This is a genomic window from Frondihabitans sp. VKM Ac-2883, from assembly GCF_015350875.1.
Taxonomy (GTDB): domain Bacteria; phylum Actinomycetota; class Actinomycetes; order Actinomycetales; family Microbacteriaceae; genus Frondihabitans.
Genome location: NZ_JADKSF010000006.1, coordinates 13,028 through 27,347 on the forward strand (window position 1 = coordinate 13,028; position 14,320 = coordinate 27,347).

Below are 14,320 nucleotides of genomic sequence, written 5' to 3' on the forward strand. Positions count from 1 at the left end.
GATCCGAGGGCCCCACGGCCCTCGGATCTTTCGTGTTGCGGGCCTTGCCCGACACGAACGACCACGAGAAGAAGACCGATCGCATGCGCCTCGAACTGATCCGACACGGACAGACCGACTGGAACCTCCACGACCAGCTGCAGGGGTCGAGCAATACTCCGCTGAACGACACGGGGCGGGCCCAGGCTCACACCGCCGCCGCGCTCCTTGCTCCCTACGACTGGGCGGCGATCGTGTCGTCTCCCCTCTCCCGGGCTCGCGAGACAGCTGAGATCATCGCCGCCGAGCTCGGCATCGAGCTGGGCGCGGCCTACCCGGAGCTCATCGAACGCGACTACGCCTCGCGTGAGGGCACCGTGGCGACGTCGAAGATCCCCGACGAGCCGGACGAGGACTTTCCCGACATCGAGCCTCGCGAGTCGGTTGCGCGGCGCGGCATCGGCGCGCTCGAAGACATCCGCGACACGCGCCTTCCGCTCGACGGCGACGACAGCAACATCGTCGTGGTGTGCCACGGCACGATCATCCGGTTCACCCTGTCAGCAATCCTCGGCTTCGAGGTCGGCCACATCGACAACGCGGCGGCGAACACGGTCGAGTGGGCGAACGGCGAATGGCGCGTTCTGACGGTCAACGGCGCCCCCGTCGAAGAGATCGTGCGGAGCGACGCCTGAGGCGGAGCGACGTCTGAGGCGGAGCGACGCTGAGGCAGCGGGTGGCCCGGCAGGCAGCGGAAGCCCCGAAATCGTAGGTCTCAGTGCCTACGTCGGGGGCCGGATCCTGCGCCCCGTGTTGGGTAACGGGGTGAGCGACACGAGATCGGGGGATCTATGGCTGACTACCGCGTCGATCCTGATGTGGTGCAGGGCGCCGCCGTTCCCGATGGCCCTAAGTTCGGCTACTTTGCTTCGACCGGTATCACATCGGTGACGGTCCAGGAACCCTGCGTGAAGGCAGTGAACTGAGCTCGTGCCCTTGACGCTGAAGCACCAGCTGCTGGCGGCAGGCGGCGTCCTCGCGCTTGCGGCCGGCGGGGTAGTCGTAGCAGTTCTCCTCCAGCCAACAGACACCACCCGCGAGCCGGTATCCGCATCACCCCACGAGTCCTTCCTCCATCTCGCGACCGACACCATGGCAGTGTCCGGCGGCCACTGGACATTCGACGACAAGACGACTCCCTTCTCCGCTCGTGAGGCTCTCAACGACAAGCCTCAGGAGTGCCTCTCGGATTCGTCGACCGAGCAGTACGACCTCAGCCTTTTCGGCCCAGCCACCTACGACCCTTTGAAGACGATCGACACGATGACCCGCCATTGGCAAGCCCTCGACTACTCGGTGAGGACCGTTGCCGATACCGGCGATGCCATCGAAATCACAGCCGCCGTTCCCGACAGCTCCGAGATCGGCTATTTCGCGTCGACGGGCACCACATCGATCACCGTGCAGGGCCCGTGCGTCAAATCAGCTCCGACCTCAGCTCGCTTCTGTTTCAGAGCGCGTGCACGAGATCGGTCGGGTAACAGAGCGGAACGGAACGGGCATCGGATCCTGCAGACCTGCCGGACGGTGGCACCCTCGGGCGTCCCGGCGAACCACCGTGCAGGTATGCCCGCCTGCCCGTGAGGCACCCCCGGGTGGCCAAATAACCCCGGAATGCCAGCCCGAAAATGGCCAGGCGGGGGTGCGTCGGCGCGGAGCGGCGTCAGGCGCGAGTGTGCGGGGCGGGCGGCGCCCACGACGGCGCGGCCGGGGGCGGGAACGCAGGATCCCGCGGCAGCGAAACCGAGCCACCACCCGGGGGCGCAGCCAGCCACCACAGCACCCGCGAGTGGAATGCGTGCCGGGCGCGGCGGGCAACCTTGATCCAGAGGAGACCGGAGCCGACGATGATGCCCGGGTAGATCACTAGCACGACGAGCGGGGCCAGCACGAGCTGGAGGCGCGGGGGCACGATCTGGAGGAGCCCCGCCGAGGCATCCCAGAGGCCGTGGGCGAAGCTGACGGCGAGGTAGGCGGCGATGACAAGCGGACGAACGCGGAACCGGCCGGTCTTCGACGCTGCGAACAGGGCCGCACCGAGCAAGGCCGTGTAGAGCGGATGCAGCAGCGGCGTCAGAAGGCCACGCACCGGTACGAGCACGAGGGCCGACAGAATCGGCGTCAGATGGAGCTGCTCGGGCGGGTGCTGGTAGAAGTTGACGGCGTAGGCCAGGTCTTCAAGCGCGGCGAAGCCGAGACCGACTGCGCCGCCGAGAAACAGCCCGTTGCGCATGCTCTTGTCTCGGAGCTTGTACGAGACGGCGACGACCGCGATGATCTTTGCGAGCTCTTCGGTGATGCCGGCCAGGGCAAGCACCGTGAGGGTCGGCGCCGATCCCCCACCGGTGAGCTTCAGCACGGAGCTGTCGAGGGTGGAGCCCAGCGCGACCGCTATCAGGCCGCCAAGGCCGAAGGCGAGCAACAGGCGCGACAGGCTCATGGTGTCGCGAGGCACGAGTCGGTAGGCCATCGTGTAGACGAACGACGCGGCGACGGTGACGGCTCCGACGAGAAGTCCGACAGTGATGGCGGCGCCGTTGTCGAGCAGCAGGCCGCCGACCAGGATCAAGAAGACGAAGAACACAGCGCCGACGGCGGCGATCCAGAGTCCGCCGAAGCGGCCGATCCAGCGATCGACGGGCTTCTCGCCGACGAGCCAGATCGGCGGTGGCCAGTTGGTGCGCATCACCCGAGGCTAGTCGGCGGAGGGCGCAGGATCCTGACCCCGTTCGGGGCCCGGCCCGCTGACAGCGTCGGCCGAGCCGCCGGCATCGACGGCTGCCGCCGCAGCCACCCGTTGTTTCTCGTCGGGTGGTACGACGCGCTGCCCGACGACCGCCGAAACGCCGTCTTGTCGCATCGAGACGCCGTAAAGGGCGTCGGCGATCTCCATGGTGCGCTTCTGGTGCGTGATGACGATGAGCTGCGACGATTCGCGCAGGTCGCGGAAGATCGTCAGCAGCCGCCCGAGGTTGGCGTCGTCGAGCGCGGCTTCGACCTCGTCCATGATGTAGAACGGCGACGGCCGGGCCTTGAAGATCGCGATCAGCAGTGCGACGGCGGCCAGAGAGCGTTCGCCGCCCGACAGGAGCGACAGGCGCTCGATCTTCTTGCCGGCGGGTTTGACGGTGACCTCGATGCCCGTCTCGAGGAGGTTTTCGGGCTCGGTCAGATGAATCGAGCCGCTGCCACCCGGGAAAAGGATCGGGAACACCCGGTTAAAGGCGTCGTGGGTGTCATCGAAGGCGCTCTTGAAGATGACCTGCATCTTCTCGTCGATCTCGTCGATGATCGTGAGGAGGTCTTTGCGCGTCGACGTGAGGTCGGTGAGCTGGTCGGTGAGGAACTTGTGGCGCTGTTCGAGCGCAGCGAACTCCTCGAGCGCCAGCGGGTTGACGCGGCCCAGTTGAGCGAGGGTCCGCTCGGCCGCGGCGAGCCGCTTCTTCTGAACGTCGCGATCGAAGGGCACAGGCTCGTCGTCTTCGGTGGCGCCAGGCACCGACACGCCTGGCCCATATTCGTCGACGAGCACCGATTCGACGAGACCCAGCTCGGATCCTGCGCGTTCCAGGAGGCTCGAGAGGTGCAGCTTCTTCTCGTAGATCTCCATCTCGAGTCCGTGTACGCCCTCGGTGACGGTGTGGAGACGCTCCCGCAGCTCGCGCTCGTCGCGGCGGAGGGCGGCGAGCTCGGAGTTCTGCTCGGACCGAGCGGCCTCGCGCGCGGCAAGGGAAGCACGAGCCTCGGCCACGGATCGGTCGACCGCATCGAGCACGGCGGGCAGTGCGTCGAGCACGCTCGTGGTGGCAGCCATCTGCCGCTGGCGGACGACTGTCTGCCGGGCGTGCTCCTCGGCGGCGGCGCGCTGCTCGTCGAGCTGCCGCTGCAGGTCTTTCGCCCGGGCCACTTCGGCCCGCACCCGCTCGCGGATCGTCTCGAGCTGGATGCGCTTCTCGATCTCGACGCCGCGTGCGTTCTCGACCTCCGCGAGCATTCCGTCGCGCGCCGAGACATCGAGAATCGGCCTGGGCGTCGAGCTGTACTCGTCGAGCGCGGTCGCGGCAGCGACGACGGCCCGCTCGGCCTGGTGGACCGTCTCGGCCGATGCAGCCAGCGAGGCCGACAGGCGCTTCGCCTCGGCCTCGGCGGCCTCGACCTGGGCCCGGAGGCGCCCCGCGCGCTGGCCGTGAGCGGCGACGCGCGACTCGTGCTCACGCGCGGCGGCCTGCGCCTGCTTGGCGGCGGTTCGCGCCTCGGCGAGTCGCACGCGCGCAGCCTCGAGCAGCGGCCCGACGCGTTCGATCTCGAGGCTGACGGCCGTCAGAGCCTCAGCCGCGGTGTCACGCTCGGAGACGAGTTCGAGACGAGACCGCCCCCCGGCCGAACCACCGCGGACGACGTAGTCGGTGAGCACCTCCCCCGACCTGGTGATGACTGTGAACGCCACAGCCTGGTCGGCCAACGCCGTCGAGGCCGAGCGAGCTGCATCGAGGTCGTCGGCGATCGCGGTCGACGATAGGACGCCGAGGATCCCGTCCGGCGCCGTCACGACACTCGTCGCCGAGACGACCCCGGCGGGCAGGGGCACCGCGGTGGCACCGACTCCGCGCCCCGGGGCGGCGACGACGACCTCGACCCGCCCCAGTTCCTCGGCCGTCACGTGCTGGACGGCCCCGACGGCCGCATCGAGGTCGTCGGCGAGGACGGCGTCAGCCACCGATCCGAGCGCAGCGGCGATGGCGACCTCGAAGCCCGGCTGAATCTGCACGTGCTCGGCCACCAGCCCGCGAACGCCCGGCCGGTCGGCCTTGACGAGCGCGCTGGAGGCGTCTTTCTGGTCGAGGGCTAGCGACAGGGCGCTCGTGCGGGCAGCCAGGGCGTCGCGCTCGCGCTCGGCGCGGTGCAGGGTGTCGCGCAACCCGTCGACCTCCTGCTGAGCGGACTGGGCGCTCTCGTCGGCGGCTGCCGAGATCGCCGCGTGATCGGTCTCGGGTCGTGTGGTGTCGGATCCTGCGCTTTCGCCCGCTGCTGCTGTGTCGGCATCTGCTGGGTCGACTTCCGCGGTGTCGACATCGGCGAACTCCTCTTCGAGCGCGGCGAACTCGGCGCGGCTCTTCTCGCGCCGGGCCTCGGAGGCCTCCAACGCATTCGCCTGGCGGAGCTGCTCGCCCTTGACCGCGGCGAGCTTCGATCGGGCGACCTCGACGGCGCTCGACAGACGCGCCACTCCGAGATCATGCTCGGAGACCAGGGCGCTCTGAGCGGCGATCTCGTCGTCGAGGGAGTCGAGCGAAGCCCGCGACGTAGCAAGCTCAGCGGCGGCCAGCGCCACAGCGACCTCGGCCTCGGCGACGCCCTCCTGCAGGCGTTCGGCCTCATCGCGGGCGTCGGCCACCATCCCCGACGACACGGTGGTCGCCACGCCCGGCGTGTCGGCCTGCTGCGCCAGCAGGGTCAGCTTCTGGTTGGCCAGGCTGGCGAGGCTGCGGAGACGCTCCTGGACGGACTCGAGCCCGAAGGCGACCCGGCGGGCGTCGTCAACGGCGTCGCCGACCATGGCCTGCTCGAGCCGTTGCTCCCGGATCTTGTTCTGGTCGAGCTTCTCTTGCAGCACGATGCGCTCGCTCTTGCGCTCGTTCTCGCTGGCGGCCTGCGCCGTCAGAACCGTGCGGAGCCCCACGACCTCATCGGCCAGCAAGCGCGCGCGTGCATCGCGGACAATGCTGGCGATGCCCTGCGCCTCCCGCGCGATCTCGGCTTGACGCCCCAGCGGCTTCAGCTGGCGGCGGATCTCGCCGGCGAGATCGGACAGCCTGGTGAGGTTCGTCTGCATCGCATCGAGCTTGCGCAGGGTCTTCTCTTTGCGGCGGCGGTGCTTCAAGATGCCGGCCGCCTCTTCGATGAAGCCGCGGCGTTCTTCCGGGGTGGCGCGAAGGACCGCATCGAGCTGACCCTGCCCGACGATCACGTGCATCTCGCGGCCGAGCCCCGAGTCGCTCAGCAGCTCCTGGACGTCGAGGAGGCGGCAGTTGTCGCCATTAATCGCGTACTCGCTACCGCCGTTGCGAAAGAGCGTGCGGCTGATCGTCACCTCGGTGTAGTCGATCGGCAGGGCGCCGTCGGAGTTGTCGATCGTGAGCACAACCTGTGCACGGCCCAGGGGGCCACGAGTCGACGTGCCGGCGAAGATGACGTCTTCCATCTTGCCGCCGCGGAGCGTCTTGACGCCCTGCTCCCCCATCACCCAGGCGAGCGCGTCGACGACGTTGCTCTTGCCGGAGCCGTTCGGGCCGACGACGCAGGTGACGCCGGGCTCGAAGGCGAAGGTCGTGGTCTGGGCGAACGACTTGAAGCCCTTGAGCGTGAGGCTCTTGAGGTACACGCCGCCGCCCTTCGGGTCGTTCGCTGGGGCGCGGCCCTGCGCCGCGCGATGCCCCTAGGTTAGCGAGATGCGGGCTAGCAGACGTCTTGCGGTCATCGAGACGCGCCGCGGCAGGCACGTTTGTCCGCGAGACGTCTGGTGGCGAGTCGGCGGGACGGCAAAGCTCAGCGCAACCGCTGACACCGAGGGCAGAAGTGGCTCCCGCGATTCATGAACGACACCCGCTTGATCGGGGTGCCGCACCGCGGGCACGGCTTGCCCTGCTGCCCGTAGGCGTTGAGGCTGTGGGCGAAGTAGCCGGACTGCCCGTTCACGTTGACGTATTGCGCGTCGAAGCTGGTGCCGCCCTCTGCCAAGGCCTTGTAGAGCACGGCGCGAATCTCGACGAGGAGCAGCTTCACGCGACTCCGGGTGAGCGACGAACACGGCTGATCGAAATGGATCTTCGCCGCCCACAGCGACTCGTCGGCGTAGATATTGCCGATGCCCGACACGAGCCCCTGATCGAGCAGTGCCCGCTTGACGCCGGAGCCGCGCGACGCCATCCGCGCGAAGAAGGCTGGCTCATCGAAGGCCGGGTCGAGCGGATCGCGCGCGATGTGCGCCACCTGGTGCGGTATCGACGAAAGCCAGGGCGCAGGATCCTGGGGCTCGTCGCCCTGCTCGGCGTCGTAACCCAGCAGCCGCGAACCCGAATACCCCGCCGGCTCACCGTCAGAAGTGAGTTCGAGGGTGTCGAGGGCCATCGAGCCGAAGATGCGCTGGTCGACGAAGGCCAGGCGGATGTCACCGTGGGTCGGATGGGCGAGGTCGAGGCGGATGCGAAGGAGGCGGTCGTCGTCGGCGTGGCGTTCGCGCAGGAGCACCTGGCCGCTCATTCCAAGATGAGCGACGAGCGCGTGCGACGTATCGCCATCGGCTGCCGCAAACGGGAACCAGAGGAACTTGCCCCGACGGACCGCGGAGAGAATCGTCGCCTCGCGCAAGCGGTCGACGAAGTCGTCGACGGGGCCGTCGTGACGACGGAGGCTGCGCGGCTCGAGCACCTCGACACGCTCGATCACGGCGCCGGTGACGGCGGGGTGGAGGCCAGCGCGAACGACCTCGACCTCGGGGAGCTCGGGCACCTAAATCTGGTCGGGCGCGGACGGGGGCGTGCTGAGGGTCGTCCAGGCTTCGAGGGCCGCAGCCATCTCGGCCATCTTCTTGCTGCTGCCGACGCCGGAGGCGATCTCGTCGGTGCCGAGGCGGACGACCGCGTGAAAGCGCTTGTCGTGATCGGGGCCCGAATCGGTGATCACGTAGTTGGGATTGCTCCGCCCCTGCGCCGAAGCCAACTCTTGCAGGCTCGTCTTCGGGTCCATCGCGGCACCGAAGCGCTCGGGGTCGGCCAGGAGGGGCGCGATGAGTCGCATCACCAGATTTGTCGCGGCGACCGGACCGGCATCGAGATATGTCGCGCCGATGATCGCCTCGACGGTGTCGGCGAGGATCGACTGCTTGGCCCTCCCGCCGGTCAGCTCTTCGCCGCGCCCGAGTCGGAGGTACTGCCCGAGACCGATGTGCTTGGCGACCTCCGCCAGCGCGACGGTGGAGACGAGGCTGGCACGCCGCTTCGCGAGGTCGCCCTCGTCGAGATCGGGGTTCTCACGGAACAGCATGACCGTCACGGCTTGGCCGAGAATCGAATCGCCGAGGAACTCGAGGCGCTCGTTGTTGCCGATGCCACCGTTCTCGTACGCGAACGAGCGGTGGGTCAATGCCAGCTCGAGCAGGTCGGGGGTGATCGCGACGTCGAGGAGCTTAACGAGATCAGCCCGGTCAGAAACGGGTTCTGACACGGGCTGGCTCATATAGCGATCTTACTGCGAAAGCAGCGAGATTCAGATATCGGCGACCTTGCGGCCCTTGTACTCCATGTACAGGGCGGTGCCGGCGGAGTCTTCGACGACCTTGGCGCGGTGCGGAAGGCTGTAGACGGTCTTGCCGCCTTCGATGGTCTTGACGAGAGTGGCGGGCGTGGCCTTCCACTGCGAACGGCGTGCGTGCGTGTTAGCGCGCGACTGCTTCCTCTTGGGAACGGCCATGACTGTCTCTTCTCTATTTCGTAAGGATTGGGAGCCGGAGGAAATCTACGGCCGTGTCTGCCAGGTGGCAGACGTCAATCGGTTGGCTTGGAGTCGGTGGAGCGTGAAGGTGCCTCGTTTTGCGAGTCTGCCGGCCTCGTCGTATCACCGACGAGCTCGGACAGCGCCGACCAGCGGGGGTCGACCACTTCACGGGGCTGGTAGTCGTCCAGATCTTCGATGCGCTCGCCCGTTTCAGGGTCGAGACCAGGGCAGTCTGGCCGGCAAACCGGTTGGAAGGGCAGTGATAAAACCACTGCATCTCTGACCACGGGTTCAAGATCCACGTGATCGTCTTGAACCGTGTAGTCAAAAGCTTCGTCGTCAGAGTACGCGAAAAGCTCGGCGAAATCGACTTCGACACTCTCGGAGATGGGTTTCAGGCAGCGGCTGCATTCGCCGACGGCCCCACCGGAGACGTGCGCCGACACCAGGATGCCCTCGTGCAGACCCTCGAAACGGGCATTGACCGTGAGCTGTGCGCCCTCGGGAATCGCGATGACACCCTCACCGAGCTTCGACGGGACAACGACATCGAGATCGTTCTCGCGCATCTCGCCTGGGCGGCGCATCAGGTCGTACACGGAGACGCTGTACGGAGTCGGGGTGAAATGAGGCACGAGAGACGAGTCTACGCGCCTTCCGCCATGCGCGGGTGAGCCTGCACGAAGAGACTCCGGGGAACGACCGAAGCGCGGGCCCTCTCGAAGCCCGACGAGCCTGAGCGCAGCGCGGACAGGATCTCGCGCGCGGACCGCGAGGCCTCTTCGCCGGCCGGAACGCCGCCGAAGCGCTCCCGCGAGAGGGCCGCGGTCAGTGTGTCGAGCGCGGCCGCGGCGGAGCTCTGGGCGCCCACACTCGCGAGCAGAACTGTCGCGGTCTGCTGCGGTGTCGCCGCCTGGTCGACGCTGATGCCCAGGTCTCGGGCCGTGTCGATCACCTCGCGCCAGGCCGAGAGAGCCGCGTCGGGCGGACCCTGACCGAGTCGGCGTCGTCGGCGGCCCATCCGCAGCCACCAGGGCAGCGCCAGGACGACGACGAGTGCAGCCACTCCCCCGACGGCAAGCGGCGTTCCACCGATGCCGCCGGCACCGCTGCTCGCGGATGCTCCCGCGGTCGACGAAGGATCCGACGCGGTCGACGTCGGTGTCGCGGCCGACGGGGCCGAGGCGGTCGGCGTCGCGGATGCCGACGGGCTCGCCGGATCGGTGGCCCCGGCGCTTGGTGTCGCCTCGGCGCCTGTCTCTTGCAGATAGCTCGACGTCGTTCCCATGCCGACCGTGGGCTCGAACGGCACCCAGCCGAGCCCCTGGAAGTAGAGCTCGGGCCAGGTGTGGAGGTCGTTGCTCGACACCGTCCACTCCTCCCCTGAGCCGACCCTCGTGCCGGGAAGGAACCCCACGGCGATGCGCGAGGGGATGTCGAGAGTACGAGCCATGACGGCCATCGCCGAGGCGAAGTGGACGCAGTAGCCGCTCTTGCGCTGGAGGAACGTCTCGACCATGTCGAGACCGCTTCCGTCGTATCCCTCGCGGACGGGCGTGTCTTCGGAGTAGCTGAACTCGCCGTTGCGGAAGTAGTTCTGGAGTGCGACGGCGGCGTCGAACGGATTGGCCGACTCGGCCGTCACTCTCGATGCCAGCCGTGTGATGGAGGCGGGAACGCCATCGACGTCGAGATAGGCGGAGAGGTCGTCGGAGGGCTGTGCAAGCGCACTGACGATCTGCTCTCGGGTGGGATCGACCGGACGCGACGTGACCCGGTAATCGAGCCCCTGGGATCCCTCGCTGGTGCTTCGGACCGTGACGCCGGAGTCGTCGACGTACTTCCAGGCGTCGCTGATGCCGGTGATTTTCGTCGCCGGCACGGGCAGGGGCAGGTAGGGGCTTCGGAGGAGATTCACCGAGACGTCAGTCGTGACGGTGTCTCGGCGTGTCGAGGTGGAGATGCCGGGGGCGGCGGGCAGATCGTCGACCGAGTTGCGGCGGTCGAGCTGGGTAGAGGCCGGACTCCAGCGGGTGCCCGAGAAGTCGACGAGATCGACGAGTTTCAAGTAGTCGCCCTCGGGAGCCGAGCTGCGATAGCTGAGGACCGTGATCGGATCGCCGCGACGCAGGTCGTCACCGAGGTTGATGACCGGGTTGACCCCGGTCGAAATGCCCGTGCCCGACCCGACGCCGGTGATCGGTGCGATGAGCGATGTCGGCAGCAGACTCGTCACCACGCCCGCCACGACGACGGCGGCGAGCCCCGAGACGACGCCCGCGCGGGACGGTCGACGGCCGCTCGACACGATGAGCAGCGCCAGGTAACCGACGACGGTGGCCACCACCCACGCCCAGCTCGGCGCGACATCGGGAATGAGCGAGGGAACCACGATCACCACGGCGAAGAGCACGCCGGTGAGCGCCGGCATCTTGCACACCCGTGCGACGACGTCGAGCACCACCGCGGCAGCCGCCACGGCGACGACCACGACGCCGAGCATCGCGTCACTGACAGCGATGGGCGCCTGATCGGAGACGATCGAGTTTTGCGCCTGAGCGGCGAGGACGCGGGCACGCTCGAGAGTCTCGGCCGTCGGGATGACACCGAGGATCGCCGTTCCGCCCGAGACGACCAGCGTCGTGGCGAGGCCCCCGACGACGAGGCCGGCGAGCGACGCGACCGCGGACGGCCAGTGAGCTGCACGGGCCGCGGCCGACGCCGCGAGAACCGCGGCCGACACCAGCGCGGGAACGAACCACCACACGGCGCCCTGGAAGAGCGGGTGGAGACTGGCGAGCGCGAAGACGAGCGTCAGCCAGAGGACGGCCGAGAGGAGCCAGCGGGCGTTGCCCGGCGCGAAACGGTCGGAGGAGTCGCCTTTCGACGTGCCGCTGATCGGAGCCTCTCGACTCTGGAGCGGCGATCGCAGATCAACCACGGAGCACCCCCGGCGTCTGGAGAATGGGTTCGCGGTCGGCATTCGACGCGGTCTCGATCACGCGCCAGCCACTCTCGGCCAGGGCCTTCGCGACATCTCGCGGCGAATCGCGCTCTCGGTCGTCGGGGGTCAGCAGGTCGGCATCGAGGTGCACCACGATTGCCACCCCCGCGACACCCGGCCCCCGCGCATGGCCCAGTCGGTCGAGCTCGGCGGCGGTGAGGCTCGAGACGACGGCCACGACGGGCTCGCGCGGAGCCGCCTCGGGGCTCGGTTCGTCGATCTCGTCGTCCAACACCACGTCGGAGAGGAGCTCGAGGAACATCGGCGTGGTCGACGGGTCGTGCAGGGCGATGGTCGCGCCGTCGAGCGACACCACGCGCGTCTGCGATCCGGCGAGACCGAATTCGACGGCGATCGAGGCCGTCAGCGAAACCGCCCACTCGAAGCCGTCGCTGACCGGAACGCCCGAGCCGAGCGCAGGATGCCAGTCGCGCCAGTGCGACCGACCGACCGGAAGGATCACACGGACGCTTGGGAGGCCGTGCTGCTCCTCCTGCCGCACCATGAGCTCACCCTGCCGAGCAGTCGCGCGCCAGTGCACGCGCCGCATCGGATCGCCGCGCCGGTACTCCCGGGTGATCGGGTCGTCCTGGCCCCCGGCGAGACTGTGGTCGCGACGCTGTCGAGCACCCTCCCCGAGCGAACGGGATTCGCGCCCGCCGCCCACACTCACGACCTCCGGAAACACCAGCAGCTCGTCTCGCCCCGGCATGGCAAGACGGCGACGGGCCAGGCCGAACGTCTCGATGACGTCGACCAGCGTCGGGCCGACGCGGTGCCTCCCACGGGGCAGATCGACGTGCTCGAAGACCACGCGGGCAAGACCGCCCGGCTCGATGACCATGGCGACGGCTTCGAAGGGCGCCATGATGCGCCAGGGCACGGTTTCACGCACGCGGACCGCTACGGATCCTGAAGCCGAAGGCGCCGTGAGCGTGATCGTCTCGACGACCGACCAGCCCGCGACGGCACGATCGGGAGTGAAGTGCCGGGTGACCACCACGCGTGGCGTCGATGCGGCGACCGAGACGACGGACGCGACGACGAGCGCAAGGAGCACGACGCCCGCGAAGACCAGCGGCATGGCGGCCAGCACGTAGCCGACGACCGCCACGACGAGACCCGCGACGATCGCGAGGGTGCCGCGCCGGGTCGGGAGGGGCCAGGATCCCGCAACCGCGACGAGTCGCGCGGGGACGGTCGGGCGGCGCACGGTCAGGAGGCGGGTTCGTCGAGGGGCACGGGCGTCGCCCGCACGATCGACTCGACGATGTCGTAGGCCGCCAAGACGGCGCCCGCACCCGACCGGCCGGCCAGGATCAGACGATGCCCGAGCACGGGACCGCTGAGCGCGTCGACGTCGTCGGGAATCACGAAACCGCGCCCGTTCAGAGCCGCCCACGACTTGGCCGCTCGCATGAGCTGCAGGGTGGCTCGGGGGCTAGCGCCGAGACGCAGGTCGGGGTGGACACGGGTCGCCTGCACGATGTCGACGGCGTAGCGCTCCACGACGCGGGCGACGTACACCGCTCGGACGGCCGCGATCATGCGGCGGAGCTGCTCGAGCGACACCAGGGGTGTCAGGGCGTCGAGCGGGCTGCCGGTCTCGCGCTGGCGGAGCATCCGCAACTCGCTCTCGGCATCCGGATAACCTAGCGAGATCCGTGCCATGAACCGGTCGCGCTGCGCCTCGGGCAGCGAGTAGGTGCCCTCCATCTCGACCGGGTTCTGCGTCGCGACGACGAGGAACGGGGTCGGCAGCGGGTGCGAGATGCCGTCGACCGTCACCTGGCGCTCTTCGAGGCTTTCCAGCAGGGCCGACTGGGTCTTCGGCGAAGCCCGGTTGATCTCGTCGCCGATCACGATGTTCGCGAACACCGGGCCCGGCTTGAACTCGAAGTCGTTCGACTGGCGGTCGTAGATCGAGACGCCGGTGATGTCGCTCGGAAGCAGGTCGGGGGTGAACTGGATTCGGCTCACCGACGCGTCGACGGCTTTCGCCAACGCCCTCGCCAACTGCGTCTTACCGACGCCCGGCACGTCTTCGATGAGCAGGTGCCCTTCGGCGAGCAAGACCGTGAGCGCCGTCGAGATCGCGCCCGCCTTGCCGTCGATCACCGTGCCGATCGCATCCAGGATCGTGCGGGCGTGGTGCTGGACCTCGCCGAGCTCCATCAGAGTCGAGTCGGCGGCAGTCGTCTGGGTCGTGGTCGTCATCGTGCTCCAGTGTTCGCAGCCGAGTCGCTTCTCGACTGGAGGTAGGCGGTCACGTCGGCGGGAACGTAGGGCGAGACGTCGCCCCCGAGCCCGGCGACCTGCCGAACGAGCGAGCTCGAGACGAGCGCGTGCGCCGGATCGGGCAGCATGAACACGGTCTCGACACCCGCCAGGCTGCGGTTCATGATCGCCATCGGTGTCTCGTAGGCCACGTCGACCTGCGACCGGATGCCCTTGACGAGCACCTTCGCGCCGACACGGGAGCAGTAGTCGACGAGGAGGCCCTCACTCCAGCTCGTCACGACGACGTTCTCGAGTGGCGAGGGCAGATCGACACCCGCCTCGGCGACGGCGTCCGCGATGAAGTCGACCCGATGCTCGACGGGGATGAACGCGGTCTTTTCAGGGTTGTGCACAACGAGGACGTGCACCTCGTCGAAGAGGCCGGCGGCGCGGACGATGACGTCGAGGTGCCCGAGGGTGACCGGGTCGAACGACCCGGGGACGACGGCGATCGTGCTCATTCGCTCACCCTAGCCAAATTGCCCGGGAGCGCGCCGCGCGAGG

13 protein-coding genes are annotated in these 14,320 nt (G+C 68.5%); 3 read left to right on the forward strand and 10 right to left on the reverse strand.

Going from position 1 to position 14,320, the window contains the following annotated elements; all coding sequences use genetic code 11:
- Positions 1-44 precede the first annotated feature (44 nt).
- The 3 genes from ITJ49_RS11915 (at position 45) to ITJ49_RS11920 (ending at position 1,623) form a co-directional block, all read left to right on the forward strand.
- The gene (locus ITJ49_RS11915) at positions 45-674 is read left to right on the forward strand and encodes a histidine phosphatase family protein (RefSeq protein ID WP_228514432.1); all 630 of its coding nucleotides are present in this window, start codon (positions 45-47) and stop codon (positions 672-674) included.
- A 156-nt stretch (positions 675-830) separates the two neighbouring features.
- Positions 831-965 (forward strand): hypothetical protein, encoded by a 135-nt coding sequence (locus tag ITJ49_RS17885; protein WP_255521749.1) that lies wholly within the window; start codon positions 831-833, stop codon positions 963-965.
- Between the two features lie 4 nt (positions 966-969).
- Positions 970-1,623, forward strand: coding sequence for a hypothetical protein (locus ITJ49_RS11920; protein ID WP_194605586.1), 654 nt, complete (start codon positions 970-972; stop codon positions 1,621-1,623).
- 79 nt (positions 1,624-1,702) lie between these two features.
- Here the strand turns inward: ITJ49_RS11920 and ITJ49_RS11925 are convergent, their stop codons facing one another.
- The 10 genes from ITJ49_RS11925 to coaD form a co-directional block, all read right to left on the reverse strand.
- Positions 1,703-2,725: a PrsW family glutamic-type intramembrane protease gene (locus ITJ49_RS11925; protein WP_194605588.1), complete on the reverse strand. Its 1,023-nt coding sequence runs from the start codon at positions 2,723-2,725 to the stop codon at positions 1,703-1,705.
- Positions 2,726-2,734: 9 nt separating this feature from the next.
- On the reverse strand, positions 2,735-6,421 hold the full coding sequence (smc, locus tag ITJ49_RS11930) for a chromosome segregation protein SMC (protein WP_194605590.1): 3,687 nt from the start codon (positions 6,419-6,421) through the stop codon (positions 2,735-2,737).
- Positions 6,422-6,585: 164 nt separating this feature from the next.
- The gene (mutM, locus tag ITJ49_RS11935; protein ID WP_194605593.1) at positions 6,586-7,548 is read right to left on the reverse strand and encodes a bifunctional DNA-formamidopyrimidine glycosylase/DNA-(apurinic or apyrimidinic site) lyase; all 963 of its coding nucleotides are present in this window, start codon (positions 7,546-7,548) and stop codon (positions 6,586-6,588) included.
- The gene (gene rnc, locus ITJ49_RS11940; protein ID WP_194605595.1) at positions 7,549-8,274 is read right to left on the reverse strand and encodes a ribonuclease III; all 726 of its coding nucleotides are present in this window, start codon (positions 8,272-8,274) and stop codon (positions 7,549-7,551) included.
- A 30-nt stretch (positions 8,275-8,304) separates the two neighbouring features.
- Positions 8,305-8,508 carry a 50S ribosomal protein L32 gene (gene rpmF, locus ITJ49_RS11945; RefSeq protein WP_055958861.1) on the reverse strand — a complete coding sequence of 68 codons (204 nt, stop codon included), beginning with the start codon at positions 8,506-8,508 and terminating at the stop codon, positions 8,305-8,307.
- A gap of 74 nt (positions 8,509-8,582) precedes the next feature.
- Positions 8,583-9,131 (reverse strand): DUF177 domain-containing protein, encoded by a 549-nt coding sequence (locus ITJ49_RS11950; protein ID WP_370544495.1) that lies wholly within the window; start codon positions 9,129-9,131, stop codon positions 8,583-8,585.
- Between the two features lie 47 nt (positions 9,132-9,178).
- Positions 9,179-11,473, reverse strand: coding sequence for a DUF3488 and transglutaminase-like domain-containing protein (locus tag ITJ49_RS11955; RefSeq protein ID WP_194605597.1), 2,295 nt, complete (start codon positions 11,471-11,473; stop codon positions 9,179-9,181).
- On the reverse strand, positions 11,466-12,749 hold the full coding sequence (locus tag ITJ49_RS18235; protein WP_194605623.1) for a DUF58 domain-containing protein: 1,284 nt from the start codon (positions 12,747-12,749) through the stop codon (positions 11,466-11,468). Before ITJ49_RS18235 ends, ITJ49_RS11955 begins: the two co-directional genes overlap by 8 nt.
- Positions 12,750-12,751: 2 nt before the next feature.
- Positions 12,752-13,711 carry a MoxR family ATPase gene (locus ITJ49_RS11965; RefSeq protein WP_194605951.1) on the reverse strand — a complete coding sequence of 320 codons (960 nt, stop codon included), beginning with the start codon at positions 13,709-13,711 and terminating at the stop codon, positions 12,752-12,754.
- A gap of 38 nt (positions 13,712-13,749) precedes the next feature.
- Complete coding sequence (coaD, locus tag ITJ49_RS11970; RefSeq protein WP_194605625.1) at positions 13,750-14,277, reverse strand: pantetheine-phosphate adenylyltransferase; 528 nt, start codon at positions 14,275-14,277, stop codon at positions 13,750-13,752.
- Between the last annotated feature and the right edge of the window lie 43 nt (positions 14,278-14,320).

What these genes read in the sequence shown, in the direction of transcription:
- ITJ49_RS17885 (WP_255521749.1), top strand. Translation starts at nt 831, where the DNA reads ATGGCTGACTACCGCGTCGATCCTGATGTGGTGCAGGGCGCCGCCGTT.
- ITJ49_RS11925 (WP_194605588.1), bottom strand. Translation starts at nt 2,725, where the DNA reads ATGCGCACCAACTGGCCACCGCCGATCTGGCTCGTCGGCGAGAAGCCC.
- rnc (WP_194605595.1), bottom strand. Translation starts at nt 8,274, where the DNA reads ATGAGCCAGCCCGTGTCAGAACCCGTTTCTGACCGGGCTGATCTCGTT.
- rpmF (WP_055958861.1), bottom strand. Translation starts at nt 8,508, where the DNA reads ATGGCCGTTCCCAAGAGGAAGCAGTCGCGCGCTAACACGCACGCACGC.
- ITJ49_RS11965 (WP_194605951.1), bottom strand. Translation starts at nt 13,711, where the DNA reads ATGGAGCTCGGCGAGGTCCAGCACCACGCCCGCACGATCCTGGATGCG.
- coaD (WP_194605625.1), bottom strand. Translation starts at nt 14,277, where the DNA reads ATGAGCACGATCGCCGTCGTCCCCGGGTCGTTCGACCCGGTCACCCTC.